The organism is Aquabacterium sp. (assembly GCF_016195855.1).
Lineage (GTDB): Bacteria > Pseudomonadota > Gammaproteobacteria > Burkholderiales > Burkholderiaceae_C > Aquabacterium.
Genome location: NZ_JACPYU010000002.1, coordinates 306656 through 322198 on the forward strand (window position 1 = coordinate 306656; position 15543 = coordinate 322198).

General features: G+C 67.9%; 12 protein-coding genes. 4 read left to right on the forward strand and 8 right to left on the reverse strand.

Annotated elements, in window-relative coordinates; all coding sequences use genetic code 11:
• Positions 1 to 4 precede the first annotated feature (4 nt).
• Genes HY019_RS01495 through HY019_RS01505 form a run of 3 tightly spaced genes read right to left on the reverse strand, consistent with a single transcriptional unit; the run spans position 5 to position 3481 of the window.
• Complete coding sequence (locus HY019_RS01495) at positions 5 to 1537, reverse strand: CoA-acylating methylmalonate-semialdehyde dehydrogenase (RefSeq protein ID WP_290687791.1); 1533 nt, start codon at positions 1535 to 1537, stop codon at positions 5 to 7.
• Positions 1538 to 1549: 12 nt separating this feature from the next.
• A complete protein-coding gene (locus tag HY019_RS01500) occupies positions 1550 to 2683 on the reverse strand; it encodes an acyl-CoA dehydrogenase family protein (protein WP_290687839.1) in 1134 nt (377 codons plus the stop codon).
• Between the two features lie 21 nt (positions 2684 to 2704).
• Positions 2705 to 3481: a 3-hydroxyacyl-CoA dehydrogenase gene (locus HY019_RS01505; RefSeq protein WP_290687793.1), complete on the reverse strand. Its 777-nt coding sequence runs from the start codon at positions 3479 to 3481 to the stop codon at positions 2705 to 2707.
• A 198-nt stretch (positions 3482 to 3679) separates the two neighbouring features.
• On the opposite strand from HY019_RS01505, the gene HY019_RS01510 reads away from it, so the two are divergent.
• The gene (locus HY019_RS01510; RefSeq protein WP_290687795.1) at positions 3680 to 4681 is read left to right on the forward strand and encodes an AraC family transcriptional regulator; all 1002 of its coding nucleotides are present in this window, start codon (positions 3680 to 3682) and stop codon (positions 4679 to 4681) included.
• Between the two features lie 95 nt (positions 4682 to 4776).
• Complete coding sequence (locus tag HY019_RS01515) at positions 4777 to 5259, forward strand: hypothetical protein (protein ID WP_290687797.1); 483 nt, start codon at positions 4777 to 4779, stop codon at positions 5257 to 5259.
• Here the strand turns inward: HY019_RS01515 and HY019_RS01520 are convergent.
• Positions 5226 to 7373 carry a phosphocholine-specific phospholipase C gene (locus HY019_RS01520; protein ID WP_290687799.1) on the reverse strand — a complete coding sequence of 716 codons (2148 nt, stop codon included), beginning with the start codon at positions 7371 to 7373 and terminating at the stop codon, positions 5226 to 5228. The genes HY019_RS01515 and HY019_RS01520 overlap by 34 nt on opposite strands.
• Before the next feature lie 166 nt (positions 7374 to 7539).
• Here HY019_RS01520 and HY019_RS01525 point away from each other — a divergent pair, with 166 nt between their 5' ends.
• Entirely contained in the window at positions 7540 to 7791 is a 252-nt protein-coding gene (locus tag HY019_RS01525; protein WP_290687801.1) for a DUF1289 domain-containing protein, read from the forward strand.
• Positions 7792 to 7815: 24 nt separating this feature from the next.
• Here HY019_RS01525 and HY019_RS01530 read toward each other — a convergent pair whose 3' ends face one another.
• The 4 genes from HY019_RS01530 to HY019_RS01545 all read right to left on the reverse strand — a co-directional run bounded on the left by HY019_RS01530 (position 7816) and on the right by HY019_RS01545 (position 14374).
• The gene (locus HY019_RS01530; RefSeq protein ID WP_363302075.1) at positions 7816 to 9066 is read right to left on the reverse strand and encodes a lipocalin-like domain-containing protein; all 1251 of its coding nucleotides are present in this window, start codon (positions 9064 to 9066) and stop codon (positions 7816 to 7818) included.
• Positions 9067 to 11685 (reverse strand): FtsX-like permease family protein, encoded by a 2619-nt coding sequence (locus HY019_RS01535; RefSeq protein WP_290687802.1) that lies wholly within the window; start codon positions 11683 to 11685, stop codon positions 9067 to 9069.
• Complete coding sequence (locus HY019_RS01540) at positions 11675 to 12325, reverse strand: ABC transporter ATP-binding protein (protein ID WP_290687803.1); 651 nt, start codon at positions 12323 to 12325, stop codon at positions 11675 to 11677. The genes HY019_RS01535 and HY019_RS01540 overlap by 11 nt, the downstream gene beginning before the upstream one ends.
• A gap of 702 nt (positions 12326 to 13027) precedes the next feature.
• A complete protein-coding gene (locus tag HY019_RS01545) occupies positions 13028 to 14374 on the reverse strand; it encodes a dicarboxylate/amino acid:cation symporter (protein WP_290687805.1) in 1347 nt (448 codons plus the stop codon).
• Positions 14375 to 14559: 185 nt separating this feature from the next.
• On the opposite strand from HY019_RS01545, the gene HY019_RS01550 reads away from it, so the two are divergent.
• Positions 14560 to 15543 carry an MDR family oxidoreductase gene (locus HY019_RS01550; protein ID WP_290687807.1) on the forward strand — a complete coding sequence of 328 codons (984 nt, stop codon included), beginning with the start codon at positions 14560 to 14562 and terminating at the stop codon, positions 15541 to 15543.

Below are 15543 nucleotides of genomic sequence, written 5' to 3' on the forward strand. Positions count from 1 at the left end.
GCGTTCAGCGCAGGCTGATGGTGGTGTTCACGCCCGTGTTGACGCTGCTGTCGTCGAACCAGCGCGCGGTCACGGTCTTGGTTTGCGTGTAGAACTGGACGACCTGCTTGCCATACGGCCCCAGGTCACCCAGCTTGGAGCCACGCGAGCCCGTGAAGCTGAAGAAAGGCACAGGCACGGGGATGGGCACATTGATGCCGACCTGGCCCACATCAATCTCGCTCTGGAACTTGCGCGCCGCGGCGCCGCTTTGGGTGAACAGGCCCACGCCGTTGCCAAAGGGGTTGGCGTTGACCAGGGCAATGGCCTCGTCCAGCGTGTCCACGCACAGCGTGATCAGCACGGGGCCGAAGATCTCTTGCGTGTAGACCTGCATGTTCGTCTTGACGCCACCGAACACGGTGGGGCCCACGAAGTTGCCGCGCTCGTAACCCGGCACGCTGATGCCGCGGCCATCGAGCAGCAGCTCGGCGCCTTCGGCCACGCCGGTGGCGATCAGCGCTTCAATGCGGGCCTTGGCGCGCGGCGAGATCACGGGGCCCACGTCGGTGCCCGCTTGCACGCCCGCGTTGACCTTGAGCAGCCTGGCGCGGGCCACCACATCGGGCAGCCAGTCTTTGGCTGCGCCCACAAACACCGCCACCGAGGTGGCCATGCAACGCTGGCCGGCCGCACCGAAGGCCGCGCCCACCAGGGCGTTGAGCGACTGCTCCTTGTTGGCGTCCGGCAGGATCACGGCGTGGTTCTTGGCGCCCATCATGGACTGCGCGCGCTTGCCGTGCTGGCTGGCCAGGTTGTAGACGTGCGTGCCCACTTCGGTCGAGCCCACGAAGGACACGGCCACGATATCGGGGTGCGTGCACAGCGCATCGACCACGTCCTTGCCGCCGTGCACGACGTTGAGCACGCCGGCTGGCACACCGGCCTGCAGGGCCAGGGCCACGAGCTCCATGGTGGACATCGGGTCCTGCTCGGAGGGCTTGAGCACGAAGGTGTTGCCGCACACGATGGCCATGGGGAACATCCACAGCGGGATCATGGCGGGGAAGTTGAAGGGCGTGATGCCCGCGCACACGCCGATGGGCTGGCGCAGGGTGTAGGTGTCCACGCCATTGGCCACGTTCTCGGCCAGCTCGCCCAGTTGCAGCGTGCCCACCGAGCAGGCGTGCTCCACCACTTCCAGGCCGCGGATGATGTCGCCCTCGGCATCGGCCAGGGTCTTGCCCTGCTCGTTGGTCAGCACGCCAGCGATGCGGCTGAGGTGCTCGCGCAGCAGGGCCTGAAAGCGCAGCATGATGCGCATGCGCACGGCCAGCGGCGTGGTCTTCCAGGTCTTGAACGCGGCCTTGGCCGAGGCGATGGCGGCGTTGACCTCATCGGGTGTGGCAAAGGGCACCTGCGCCAGCACCTCTTGCGTGGCCGGGTTGATGATGGGGCGGCGCTCGGCGGAGGTGGAGTCCACGAACTCGCCGTTGATCAGGAGGCGCACGGTGTGCGTGCCATCGGTGTTGCCGTACAGGCTGGGGGTGAGACTCATGGTGTGCTTTCTTCAAATATGGCGGGCGATCACGATCTTCTGGATCTCGCTGGTGCCCTCGTAGATCTGGGTGATGCGGGCGTCGCGGTAATGGCGGGCCACGGGGTAGTCTTCCAGGAAGCCGTAGCCCCCGTGGATCTGGATGGCTTTGGAGCACACCCACTCGGCGGTTTCGGATGCAAACAGCTTGGCCTGCGAGGCCTCGGAGATGCAGGGCACACCCGCCGTGCGCAGGCGCGCAGCGTGGTGCACCAGCAGGCGCGCTGCGTTCAGGCGGGTGTGCATGTCGGCCAGCATATGCGAGATGGCCTGGTGCTGGTCAATGGGCTTGCCGAACTGCACGCGCTCGGCGGCATAGGCCTTGGCGGCCTCCAGCGCGGCCCGCGCGATGCCCACGGCCTGCGCCGCGATGCCGATGCGCCCGCCCTCCAGGTTCGACAAGGCAATCTTCAGGCCCTCGCCGCGCTGGCCCAGCAGGTTGGCGGCGGGCACGCGGCAGTTTTCCAGCGTGATGGCACAGGTGTCCGACGCGCGGATGCCCATCTTGCTTTCCTTGCGCGCCACCGTGAAGCCCGGCGTGGCCGTGTCCACGATGAAGGCCGACAGGCCCTTCTTGCCCAGCTCGGGGTCGGTCACGGCGAACACGATGGCCATGCCGGCGCGCTCGCCATTGGTGGTGAACTGCTTGCTGCCGCTGAGCAACCACGTGTCCCCATCCAGCACGGCGCGGGTCTTCATGGCGTCGGCTTCGGAGCCCGATTGTGGCTCGGTCAGGCAGAAGGCGCCGATGACCTCACCCGTGGCCAGCCGGGGCAGCCACTGCGCTTGCTGTGCGGGCGTGCCGAACTTGAGGATGGGCACGCAGCCCACCGAGTTGTGCACGCTCATCAGCGTCGAGCACGAGGCACAACCGGCGGCCACCTCTTCGATGGCCATGGCGTAGCTCAGGTCATCGGTGCGCGAGCCGCCCAGCTCAGGCGGCACCAGCATGCCCAGCAGGCCCAACTCGCCCATCTGCCTGACCACGTTGTCGGGCAGCTGGCCGGCCTGGTCCCATTGGGCGGCGTGGGGGGCCAACACGCCTTGCGCAAAGTCTCGGGCCGCGTCGCGCACCAGGCGCTGGTCTTCGGTCAGCAGGGCATCCATGTTGCTCATGATGGCGCCCTCTTACTTGGCCGCCATGCGGATGCCGCCGTCAATGCGGATCACCTCGCCATTGAGGTACTCGTTGTCGACGATGCTGCGCACCATGGCGGCGAACTCGGCCGGCTTGCCCAGGCGCGAGGGGTGGGGCACCGAGCGGCCCAGCGAGTCCTGCACCTCTTGTGGCAGCCCCAGCAGCATGGGCGTCTCGAAAATGCCGGGGGCGATGGTCATGACGCGCACGCGGTCACGCGCCAGCTCGCGTGCGGCGGGCAAGGTCATGGCCACCACGCCACCTTTGGATGCCGAATACGCGGCCTGGCCGATCTGGCCGTCGAAGGCGGCAACGGAGGCGGTGTTGATGATCACGCCTTGCGAGGCAGTGGGCTCGTTCGACCCGCCGGGCACGCCCGACTGGATCATGGCCGGCACGGCCAGGCGCATCATGTTGAAGGTGCCGATCAGGTTGACGGTGATGGTGCGGGTGAAGGAGTCCAGCCGGTGCGGGCCGTTCTTGCCGTGGATTTTCTCGGCCGGGCCGATGCCCGCGGCGTTGACCAGCACGTCCAGACGGCCAAAGCGCTGCAGCGCGGTCTGCACGGCGGCCTGGCCGCTGTCTTCGTCGGTGACGTTGGTCTTGACGTAGACCAGGTTCTCGGACGGGGCAAACGTGCCCTCGCGGGGCTCGGCCAGGTCGGCGATCACCACGCGGGCGCCGGCTTGCAAGGCCATCTGGGCGGTGGCGGCCCCCAGGCCGGAGGCGCCGCCGGTGATCAGAAAGACGCTGTCGGAAACTTGCATGGTGGGTGCCTCAGTGGGGTGAACGGGGTGAGCAGATGGTTTATGGTTGCCGCTGGCCCGGACAAGTCGGGCCTTGCCCAGATCCTAGGCAGATGCCACCCTGTTTTCGATGCCCAAATCCGTCAATATCGCTGCACGTTCCAGCCAGTCACTCGGTGCTATCCCTGGTGACACGGCCGCCTCGCCAGGGAGGCCGGCGTGAAGCCTGAGCGCGGCACCATCTCCATCCATTTCGTGCAGGAAGCCCTGCGCTGCGTGCGCGAGCGTGGCCTGAGTGTGGACGGTTTCCTGCAGCGTGCGGGTATCCCGGCTGCCTTTGTGGTTGAGCCGCTGGCGCGCGTGTCGCCCGCGCAGTTCGGGGCGCTGTGGCGCGACATTGCCCGCGAGCTGGACGACGAGTTCTTCGGCCTGGACGCGCACCCCGCCCGGCAGGGCACCTATGTGCTGATGTGCCACAGCGTGCTGGACTGCGACAACCTGGGCCATGCGCTCAAACGCATCCTGCGCTTCATGCGCCTGGTGCTGGACGACATGCATGGCAGCCTGACGGTGGAGGGCGAGCAGGCCGTGCTGCAACTGCATGACCGCCAAGGCCCCCAGCGCGTGTTTGCCTACGCGACCTTTCTGATCATGGTCTATGGCCTGGCCTGCTGGTTGACGGGGCGGCGCCTGCACCTGAGCGAAGGGGCTTTTCGCTGCCCCGAGCCGGACGCGTCAGCCGAATACCGTGTGCTGTTTTGCGAGGCCCTGCAGTTCGATGCGCCGCAGACGCGCCTGTGCTTTCCGGCCTCCGACCTGCTTCTGCCCGTCATCCAGAACCCGGGCACGCTCCAGACCTTCTTCAAAGGCGTGCCCGACAACTTCCTGGTCAAGTACCGCAACCCCAAGAGCCTGGCCGCGCGCATCCGCCGCCGTTTGCGCGAGCAGCCGCCTGCGGGCTGGCCGGACCTGGCCGTGCTGTGCGCCGAGCTGCACCTGACCGAAGCCACCTTGCGCCGCCGCCTGCGCGAGGAGGGGCACACCTACCAGGCCATCAAGGACGACCTGCGGCGCGACATGGCCATCACGCAATTGCAGGACAGCCGGCGCAGCATCGAAGACATTGCCAGTGACCTGGGTTTTGCCGAGCCGGCGGCGTTCTACCGGGCGTTCAAGAAGTGGACCGGGGCCAAGCCATCGGACTACCGTGTGACGGCCTGACCCCTAACCTTGGGGAGGCAGACCCGGCCAACAGTGCCTAGAGTCGAAGGCTCTACAGCCCAGCACCCGCAAGGGCTTCACAACAAGGCGGCACCATGTCCAAACGCAACACCCCCTCTGCCCCGGTGCTGACCCAGGAGGCCCCGCCCGCGACTCCCACCTGGTCGGTGCCCCTGCTGCGCGCACACAAGATCCAGACCCTGGCCGGGCAGCTCATGGGGGCCGCCTTGCGCAACCAGGTCGGCACGGCCACCTTGCTGCCCATGCGGCTGGACGCCTCGCTGTGGCAGGAGATGCTGGCCATCCAGCAGGACGTCGCCCGGCGCTGCGGCCAACAGCAACAGGCCTGGGTGGACGGCTGCAAGGGTCTCGGCCAGGCCTACAGCCAGCTGACGATGGCCCAGACCCTGACCCAGTTCGTGGAACAGGAGCACCAGCTGGCCGACCAGTTCAACGCGCTGGTGGCCAGCCAGTTGGCCGGCTGGGCCGACCTGATGCAGACCATCCAGCTGGACTACGCCGACTGGCTGGCGCAGAAGCAGGCTCAGGCGCCCAGTGCGGGGTCGCTCACGCTGTGACGCCCCGTCTCCAGCCGGCCCGCCAGGCGGCGGCTGAAGGCGGGGTCTTCCTTGACTGTGATGCTCAGGTCATACCAGCCACCGGTGCCCATCAGGTTGGTGTCCCACTCCAGCTCGCGGCCGGCGGGCACGCGCACCGTGTGCGGCACTTGGCGGTGGTAGGCATTGAAGCTGATCTTGAAGGTGCGGGCCTCGTTGCTGTCGTTGTGCAGGGTCAGGCGCAGCATGTGGCGTGAGGCCAGCGTGCGCACATCCAGGTCGGTGGCGGCGTTGCCGTTGCCCTTGAAGTGGCGGTGGAAGCCGTTGGGGCCCAGCACCCACAGGTCGTAGCGGCCAGCGTCGGCCGAGGTGTCCCAGCTGCCTTGCAACTGCTTGCCGGCTTCGACCGTGTAGCGGCGGGGCAGGCGGTCCAGGTGCAGTTGGTCATAGACGTGGAAGACGGCGCCGGCGCGGCCGGTGTTGACGAAGCGGAGCTGGGCACGCTGGGTGCGCGGGTCGATGTCGCTGTCCACGCGCAGGTCGTAAGGCAGGGCCCGCGACGGGCGGATGCCGCGCGCCTGGCCGGGCAGGCTCTGGGTGGACTCGGCCGGTACCGCCACCTGGGCCAGCACCTCCTGCTGCGCACGCAGGGCATCGGCCTCTTCGCGCGTCAGGGTGGGCAGCGTGGGCAGGGTCTCGTCATTGGGGTTGACGAAGTTCAGCGTGGAGGTGAGGTCACCGGCCACGGCGCGGCGCCAGGCGCTGATATTGGGCTCCATCACGCCAAAGCGCGCCTCCAGGAAGCGGATGATCGAGGTGTGGTCGAACACCTGCGAGTTGACCCAGCCACCCCGGCTCCAGGGCGAGACCACGAAGGCGGGCACGCGCGGGCCCATGCCGTAGGCACGGCCATCGGGCGCGGGCTGGCCGGTGGTGCCGGGCGGCTTGGGGTGGGTGAAGTACTCGGCGGCGACATCGGTGGTGGACTGGCCGGCGGGCTGCCCATGGGCGTCGATGGACGGCGCGGCAGGGGGCGGCATGTGGTCGAAGAAGCCGTCGTTCTCGTCGAAGTTGACGATCAGCACCGTCTTGCTCCAGACCTCGGGGTTGGCCGTCAGGGCGTTGAGCACCTCCTGCACGTACCAGGCGCCCTGCACGGGGCTGGAGGGGCCGGGGTGTTCGCTGTAGGCCTCGGGTGCCACGATCCACGACACCTGCGGCAATTGGCCGTTCAGCACCTCCTGCTGGAAGGTCTCCAGGAAGCCGCCGTCCGGCATGGTGTTGGTGATGCCCTTGAGCAGGGGGCTGATGGCCTCCATGCTGGGGTCATAAGGCATCAGGGGCGAGGCGTTGGGGATGGTGGCCAGGGCCTTGTAGGCGGCCTCGCGGTATTGCTTGAAGCCCACCAGCGAGTTGTCGGTGAAGTTGTCGGGCAGGTTCTGGTAGACCTTCCAGCTCACGCCGGCCGCTTGCAGGCGCTCGGGGTAGGTTGTCCAGGTGTAGCCCTCGTTGGCCGGGCCGAAATCGTCCCATTCGTTGACCACGGCGGCCACGCCGGCACCGGTCGGGCCATTGGTGCCCGTCCACATGAAGAGGCGATTGGGGTTGGTGCCGCCTTGCAGGGCGCAATGGTAGGCGTCGCACACGGTGAAGGCATTGGCCAGCGCGTACTGGAAGCCGACCTCGGCCTCGGTGTAGTAGCCCATGGCGTGGTCATGCTTGTACTTGGGCCACTGGCTCATGCGGCCGTTGTCCCAGGCCGCCTGGGCATTGCCCCAGGAGTGCGGCGTGCCGTTGACGCGCTGGGCGTTGCCCTGGCTGCTGTCAAGGTGATAGGGCAGCACGGTGCGCGTGCCATTGCTTTGCGCCCACACGCGCTGGCCCTCCGGCAGGGGGATGGTCAGGCGGTCACCGAAGCCGCGCACGCCACGCAGCTTGCCGAAGTAGTGGTCGAACGAGCGGTTTTCCTGCGTCAGGATCACCACGTGTTGCACGTCCTTGATGGTGCCGGTCTGGTGGTGCGCGGGGATGCCCAGCGCGCGTGCGATGGCGGCGGGCATGGCCGAGGCGGCGCTCACGGTGGCCGCAGCTTGCGCGGTCGTGGTCAGGAACTGGCGGCGGTCGATGGGTGTCATGGGCGTGCCCTGTGCAAGCGGTGGATGAAGCAGGGCCATCGTGAAGGCGGGATGTGAAAAGCCCAACAGGGCGAGATGGCCCGAACGGTTCAAATGCGCAATTGACCCCGTTGGGCACCGGTTTGCCGCACGCCAGCGCGCGCGGGCAGGCGTTAAGCTGGGAAACATGTCGACGCCCCATGCCTTGCCCAGCAGTCTCCCTCCCGTGGCGGTGGCCAGCCCCTGTGTGCGCCTGTGCACGCTGGACGAGCAGGACATCTGCGTGGGCTGTGGCCGCAGCCTGGCCGACATCACCGGCTGGACGAAGATGGCTGATGCCGACAAGGCGGCCTGCGTGACCCGGGCCCGTGAGCGGCTGCAGGCCATGGGACGGCCTCTGCCGCCTTATCCGCCGCCGCCCAATCTGCCCCGACGCTGACGTGCCTCGGTGCGGAGGTGCCCGTCACAGGGCCATCGGCGCGACGTAACCCGTCATCTCCAGATAACCCTGGCCGATCACGCGGCCCTGCGCGTCGAGCAGCTCGCTCAAACCCTCCCAGTAAACGCCACCGGTGCTCTGGCGGCTGTCGAGCTCCTGGCTGTCCAGGCGGGCCTTGACCTGGTAGCGGGTGCCGGCCACGTCAAGCTGCCATTGCACCGGGTAGCGGGCGGCCGTGGCGGGGCTGGTCCAGCTGCGCAGGGGTGTGAAGCGCACTTCTTCGGGCTGGAAGGGGCGTGTGGCCTGGCCCGGGCGCCGCAAGCTGCCGCCGGCCCACAGGGTGCTGCCATCCTGGCGGCGCAAGCGAAAGGCCGTCAGCGCGCTGCCATCGTGCAGGTTCATGCCGATCCAGTCCCAGCCCACCGCGGCCGGGTCCAGCAGGGTCTCGCCCCATTCATGGTCCAGCCAGGCCTCGCCCTGGACGGCCAGCGCGCGTCCCTGCTGCTTCAGTTCACCCTGCACAGCCAGATGCGGTTGCGAGTAGTAGTGGCTGGCGTTGACGGGCCGCGGCCCCTTGCGCGAGAAGCCCGCCTCGCCTTGCAACAGCAGGGGCTGGGTTTGCGTGAAGGCCAGGTCGAGCGTGAAGTCCCGCGCGGCCACGTGGCTGGTGTAGCGGCTTTGGGTGGCCGGACCGCTGCGCCGCAACTGCCAGTCCCGCAGGGTGATGCGCGTGTCGCCCGAAGCGGCGTCGGCCAGCTCGAAACCGGCGCGTGCAATGCGTTGGTCATGCAGCAGGCGGCTTTGCTGCAGGTCGCTCAAGGCCGCATGGGCGAACACCAGCTGGTGCGTGGCAAAAGCGCTGTGGCTGGTGCGGGCCGCGTCCACGCGGGTGCGAAAGAAGGTGATCTGGAAGCCGAAGGTCTGGGGGGATTCGGTTGAGGCCGGCTGCGTCTGAGATTGCGTTTGCGTTTGCAATTGCCCGGTGAGGTACCACCACTCGGTGCGGTAGGCCGGGTGGGCGCCGAAATCCTGCGGGAAGCGCAAAGGCTGGCCGGGCCGGATGACGGGCGTGTCGGATGACGCGGGCTTGTTGCTGATGCTGTTGGGCGGGCGAGGCGCACCGGCCTCATCCGCCTCGTCAAGTTTTTCGGCTTCAACGGCCCGTGCGCAAGGTGGCAGGCTCAGCGCCGCGCCCCAGGCGGAGGCCAGGGCCAGCAGCTCGCGTCGGCGAGGCGCACGAAGGGGGGGCGTCTGGGGGCGCTTGTTCACGGGCACTTACCAATCCTCCTTGACGGCCATGACCGCATCGCGGCTGACGGCGGCGCGCCCGGCGATCAGGGCGGTGCAGGTGCCGGCGGCCACCACGCTGGCGCACAGGGCGGCCAGGCGGGGCCAGGGCAGCATCATGTCCATGGTCCAGTGAAAGCTCTGCGGGTTGACCACGTGCACCAGCACCACGCTCACCGCGATGCCCAGCGCCAGGCCCAGCAGCGCGCCCACGGTACTGAGCGCCGCGCCCTCGCCCGCCACCGTGGCCAGGATCTGCGTGCGCGTGAAGCCCAGGTGGCTGAGCAGGCCGAACTCCTTGCGCCGCGCCAGCACCTGCGCCGAAAAGCTCGCTGCCGTGCCGAACAGCCCGATGCCGATGGCCACGGCCTGCAGCCAGTAGGTCACGGCAAAGCTGCGGTCGAAGATGCGCAAGGTGGTCTGGCGGATCTCGCGGGGTTCGGCGAACTCGATCAGCTCGCCGCCCAGACCTTGCGCACGGGCGCGTTCGCGGATGGCCTGCTGCACATCGGGCGTGCGGGCCTCGGGCGCCAGCCACAGGGCCAGGTCGTTGATGTCGGTGTCGCCGCTCAGGCGCTGGTAGTCGGCCTGGTCGATCACGATGGCGCCTTGCTGGCGGGCGTAGTCGCGCCAGACGCCGCGTACATGGGCCTGCACCGGTGGCTGGCCGGCGCGCAAGGGCAGGGTCAGCAGCGTGCCAGGGCGGGCGTCGTACAGGTCCACCATGGCCTCGCTGACGAAGACGTTGATGGCATCGGGGCGGGGGGGCCGCAGCTCGCCGATCAGCGGCAGGCTGCGTTGGGCGGCGCCGGGGGCCTGGCCCACAGGCCGCGCGATCAGCGCCACGGGGGCCAGGTCGGGCCGCAGGCTCAGGTTGCTCACGCGGATGCCCACGGCCCGCTGCACACCAGGGATGCGGGCGATGTCGGCCAGCAGGGCTTGCGTGAGGTGCTGCGTGTCGTTGCCGCTGCTGGTGCGGGCCGTGCGCGCATACAGGTCGGCGGGCAGCACCACGTCCAGCCAGGATGTGACCGAGCTTCTGAAGCTGGCCACCATCACCGTCAAGGCCACCGACAGGCTCAGGCTGGCCACCACGCCGGCCATCACCACCGTGGCGGTGTGGCGCATGCGGCGTGCGCGCTCCAGCGACAACATCAAGGGCGCATGGCGGGCCAGCGCGCGGCGTGGCCACAGGCTGAGCAGGGCGCCCACCGTGAATGGCACACAGGCGATGCCGCCCACCAGCAGGCAGGCCACGGCCAAGTAAGCCCACAAGGGCACACCGGCCACCGCGGGCAGGCGGGTCAGTCCCGCGCCCAGCAGCAAGAGCGCCGGCCCCAGCCACCAGCCGCCGGTGTGCTGCGCCACATCGCCCAGGCCTTTGAGGGCTTGCGCGGGTGTCAGGCGCTGGGCCATGCGCGCCGGCACCAGGCCGCCCACGACGGCCGCCACCACGCCCAGCGCACCATAGGCCAGCGCCGCCCAGAGCGACCATTGCAGGCGTGGTGTGATGCCGGGGAAGTAGCCCCCGCCCAGGTCACCCGAGAGCAGACGCAGCGCAGCGGCGGCCAGGCCGGTGCCCAAGGCAATGCCCAGGGCGGAACCCGCCGCACCAATGAAGGCCGATTCCCACAACACCAGTTGCAGCCGCTCACGCGCCCCCAGGCCCAGCACACCCAGCAGCGCGAACTGTTGCTGGCGCTTGGCCACCGACAGCGACAGGATCGAGAACACCAGGAACGCGCCGGTGAACAGCGCCACCAGGGCCAGCACCGTGAGGTTGACCCGGTAGGCGCGGGACATATTGGACACGCGCTGGGTCGAATCGTCGGCCGAGTCGCTGAGCACGCCGGGTGGCAGCTTCAGGGCATCCAGCACGTCGCTGGCTTGCGCGCCGCCTGCCAGCTTGATGTCCAGCCGGGTGATCTGGCCGGGTGTGCCAAAGGTGTCTTGCGCACCGGCAATGTCCATCACACCCAGCGGCTCGCCTTGAGCGGCCACCGTGCCGATCACCCGCAGCGTGAGCAGCTTCAGGCCGGCCTGCACCTGCAGCGTGTCACCGGGTTGGGCACCCAGGCTGCGTTGCGCGGCGGTGTTGAGCGAGATGGTGTCGGTGGCAAACAGGGCGAGGCGGTCGGCCTTGGCGATGTGCGCATCCAGCTGTGGCCACAGGCCGGGGGACAGCGGCGCGGCGACCAGCGGGTCCAGGCCGATGATGCGCAAGGGGCCGGTCGGTTTGTCGGCGTTGGGCCCGCCGGCCTGCGTGCCTGTTCCTTGGTGGACCCGCGCCTGCGTCATCACCTCGATGACCGGGCTGGCCAAGGCCACCTGCGGGTGGCGGGCCACGCGGGTGTACAGGGTTTCGTCGAGCCCGCCGTGGGCAGCGCGCAGGCTCATGTCGGCCTGGCCATTGACCGAGCGCACCGCCGCGCTGAACTCGCTGAGTGCCGATGCGTTGATCAGGTGGACGGAGAAGGCCAGGGCCACGCCGAGCAAGACGGCGAGCACGGCCGTGGCATGGCGCAGGCCATGGTGACGAAGCTCTTGCCAGGAAAAGCGCCGCAGCAGGCGCCAGACGGGTGAGGTCAGCGGTGAGTCAGGTGGCATCGTGCAGCCCATGCTGCGTGAGGCGCATGACGCGGTCAGCCAGCTTGGCCGCCGCTTGCGAGTGCGTGACCATGACGCAGGCCGCGCCGTGTTCGCGCGTCTGGGCGACCAGGGCGGTCATGATCTTGTCGGCGGTGCCCGGGTCGAGGTTGCCGGTGGGCTCGTCGGCCAGAATCAGGGCGGGGCGGTGGATCAGGGCGCGGGCGATGGCCACGCGCTGCAGCTGGCCACCAGAGAGTTCTTGCGGCAGGCGGGTGCCCAGGCTGTCGAGGCCCACGGCTTTGAGGGCATCCTGCACGCGGGCGTCGTCGGGCTGGCCGAGCAGCATCAGGGGCAGGGCCACGTTCTGGGCCACATCCAGGTGGGGCAGCACGTGGAAGGCCTGGAAGACAAAGCCCAGGTGTTGCCGCCTGAACAGGGCCTGGGCCTGGTCATCGAGCTGGGTGATGTTGGTGCCCAGTACTTGGACCGTGCCTTCGGACACGGTGTCCAGGCCGGCGAGGCAGTTGAGCAGGGTCGATTTGCCGACGCCGGATTCACCCACGATGGCGACGAACTCGCCGGGGGCGACATCCAGGTCGACATGCGAGAAAACCGGCTCCGAGCCGTAGCGTTTACACAGGTTTCGGACTTGCAGCATGGGTGCAAGCATATCGGGTGTCGCGCTTCTTCGTTGCGAACGCAGGTCGGGGGACGAGGCGGTATCCGGCGGGGCTTCATGTTGGCGGCCCCGCTTTGCAAGCGGGGCTACCCTGCGCTGCTCGTGCCAAGGTGGCGCCGGGGAACTCGCTACGCAGACCTTGTCTGCTGCGCTCGAACAACCCCGGCGAGTCAGTTGACGAAGCGCGCTTCGCGCGCCCACCTTGTCACTGCGCTGCTCGGCACCACCAAGGCGCCCCACCGGATACCGCCTCATCCCTTGTCCCGACCTGCTCGTGGCGTGCCAAGGTTGTTGGGTCCGGGGTGGGGTTAGGTTGGTGGCGTCGCACCATGGCCTGGGCATGCACAAGGTCCGCCGCATGCCACGAGCGGGGCGCAAAAAGGACTGAGCCGGCATTTGGCCAGGCGCCTTGGTGGTGCTGAGGCGCGGAGCAAGGAAGTGGGCGCGCGCAGCGCGCTTCGACCATCAAACTCGCTGGCGTTGTTCGAGTGCAAGGGCCACAGGCCCTGTAGCGAGTTCGCCAGCGCCACTTCCTTGTGAGCACCGCAAGGCAGTCCCGCTTGCAAAGCGGGGCCACCAACATGAAGCCTGGCCAAATGCCGGCTCAGTCCGCGCCCCGCGCCGTATCGAAAAAGCGCTCAACCTACGAAGCACTCACGCAAGCTACAAACGACAAACGACTCAGACGCGAACCTGCTCAACCTCACCACCCACACTCAAACGCTGCGCATCGCGACCGTCATCACCCGCAACCGTCACCACCGCATCAGGTTGATAGCCATCACGCAACTCACGCGCCAGCATCCCCTCATCCAGCTCGCCTTCCCACTTCGCCACCACGATCGTGGCCACACTGTTGCCAATGAAGTTGGTCAGCGCGCGCGCCTCGGACATGAAACGGTCCACACCCAGGATCAGCGCCAGCCCCGCCACCGGCACATCCGGCACCACCGCCAGCGTGGCCGCCAAGGTGATGAAGCCCGCACCCGTCACGCCCGACGCACCCTTGGACGTCAGCATGGCCACGCCCAGGATGCTCAACTGCTGCGTCAGCGACAGGTCGATGTTCAAAGCCTGTGCCACGAACAAAGCCGCCATGGTCAGGTAGATGTTGGTGCCATCCAGATTGAAGGAATAACCCGCCGGCACCACCAGCCCCACCACGGGCTTGGAGCAACCCAGGCGCTCCAGCTTGGCCATCAAAGGCACCAATGCCGACTCCGATGAGGACGTGCCCAGCACCGTCAGCAGTTCTTCCTTGATGTAGGCGATGAAGCGCAGGATGTTGAAGCCAGTGAGCGCCGCGATCGTGCCCAGCACCACCAGCACGAACAGGCCACAGGTCAGGTAGAAGCTGCCCATCAACGCCGCCAGCGGCTTGAGCGCGGCAAAGCCGTACTTGCCCAGCGTGAACGCCATCGCACCGCCTGCACCGATCGGCGCCAGCTTCATGATCGCGTTCATCATCGCGAAGAAGATGTGCGAGCACTCTTCAATGAAAGCGTGCACCGCGCGGCCCTTCTGGCCCATGTGCTGCATCGCATAACCAAACAGCAGCGCCAGCAACAGCACCTGCAGCAAGTCACCCGAGCCGGTGAAGGCATCGGTGAAGGTCTTGGGGATGATGTGCAGCACGAAATCCACCGTGCTTTGCTCGCCCGCCTTCTTGGCATAGGTCGCCACGGCTGCGCCATCCAGCGTGTGCGGGTCCGCATTGAAGCCATGGCCGGGCTTGAGCACATTGACCACCACCAGCCCGATCGCCAGCGCCAGCGTGGACACCAGCTCGAAGTACACGATGGCCTTGACGCCCACGCGCCCGACCTTCTTCATGTCGCCACCGTTGACGATGCCCAGCACCACCGTGCAGAAGATGATGGGGCTGATCAGCATCTTGACCAGCGCGATGAAGCCATCGCCCAAGGGCTTGAGCTTGACGCCGATCTGCGGCTCGACGACGCCGATGCAGCCGCCCGCGATGATGGCCAGCACGACCCAGAAATACAAGTGTGAGGTGAGACGCTTCATCGTGGCTCCAATCGTGACGGCCCATACCTGGCCAAGCATGGGGTGCAAGATTAGCGAGCCAGAGGCTGCTTAAACATGTGGCATTCCACATGCGTGATGAGGCCGCCCCTCCAGGACTCCCACGCGGCGCGGTTATGCTGCGGCCCTGCCCTCCGTCCCGCGACGGGCCCCCAGGAGACACCAGCATGTTCAAAGGCATCCTCATTGAAAAAGACGAGCAGGGTTACCGCGCCGCGCTCAAGGACATCGACGACGCGGCCCTGCCTGAAGGCAATGTGACCGTGCGCGTGTCGCACTCCACGCTGAACTACAAGGACGGCCTGGCCATCACCGGCAAGTCCCCCGTGGTGCGCAAGTTCCCCATGGTGCCGGGCATCGACCTGGCCGGCGTGGTCGAGACCAGCACGCACCCCGATTACAAGGCGGGTGACGCGGTGGTGCTCAATGGCTGGGGCGTGGGCGAAACCCACTGGGGTGGCCTGGCCCAGCGTGCACGCCTCAATGGCGACTGGCTGGTGCCCTTGCCCGCGGCCTTCACGCCCGCGCAAGCCATGGCCATTGGCACGGCGGGCTACACCGCCATGCTGTGCGTGATGGCCCTGGAAGACCACGGTGTCACGCCCGACAAGGGTGAGGTGCTGGTCACCGGTGCGGCCGGTGGCGTGGGCAGCGTGGCCGTGTCCATCCTGGCCAAACTGGGTTACCAGGTGGCGGCGGTGACTGGCCGCCCGCAAGAGGCCGACTACCTCAAGAGCCTGGGCGCCAGCACCGTGCTGGACCGCGCGGAGTTTTCATCTGCCGGCAAGCCCCTGGTCAAAGAGCGCTGGGCCGGTGCCGTGGACACGGTGGGCAGCCACACGCTGGCCAATGTCTGCGCGGCCACCAAGTACCGCGGCACCGTGGCGGCCTGTGGCCTGGCCGGCGGCATGGACTTTCCGTCCACCGTGGCGCCCTTCATCCTGCGTGGTGTGACCCTGGCCGGCATCGACAGCGTGATGTGCCCACGCGCCATTCGCCTCAAAGCCTGGCAGCGCCTGGCCACCGACCTGGACGTGAGCAAGCTCGCGCTGATCACGCAGGAGATCGGCCTGAGCGATGCCATCTCGATTGCGCACAAGCTCATCGAGGGCCAGGTGCGCGGCCGGGTGGTGGTCAAGGTCGACGCCTGA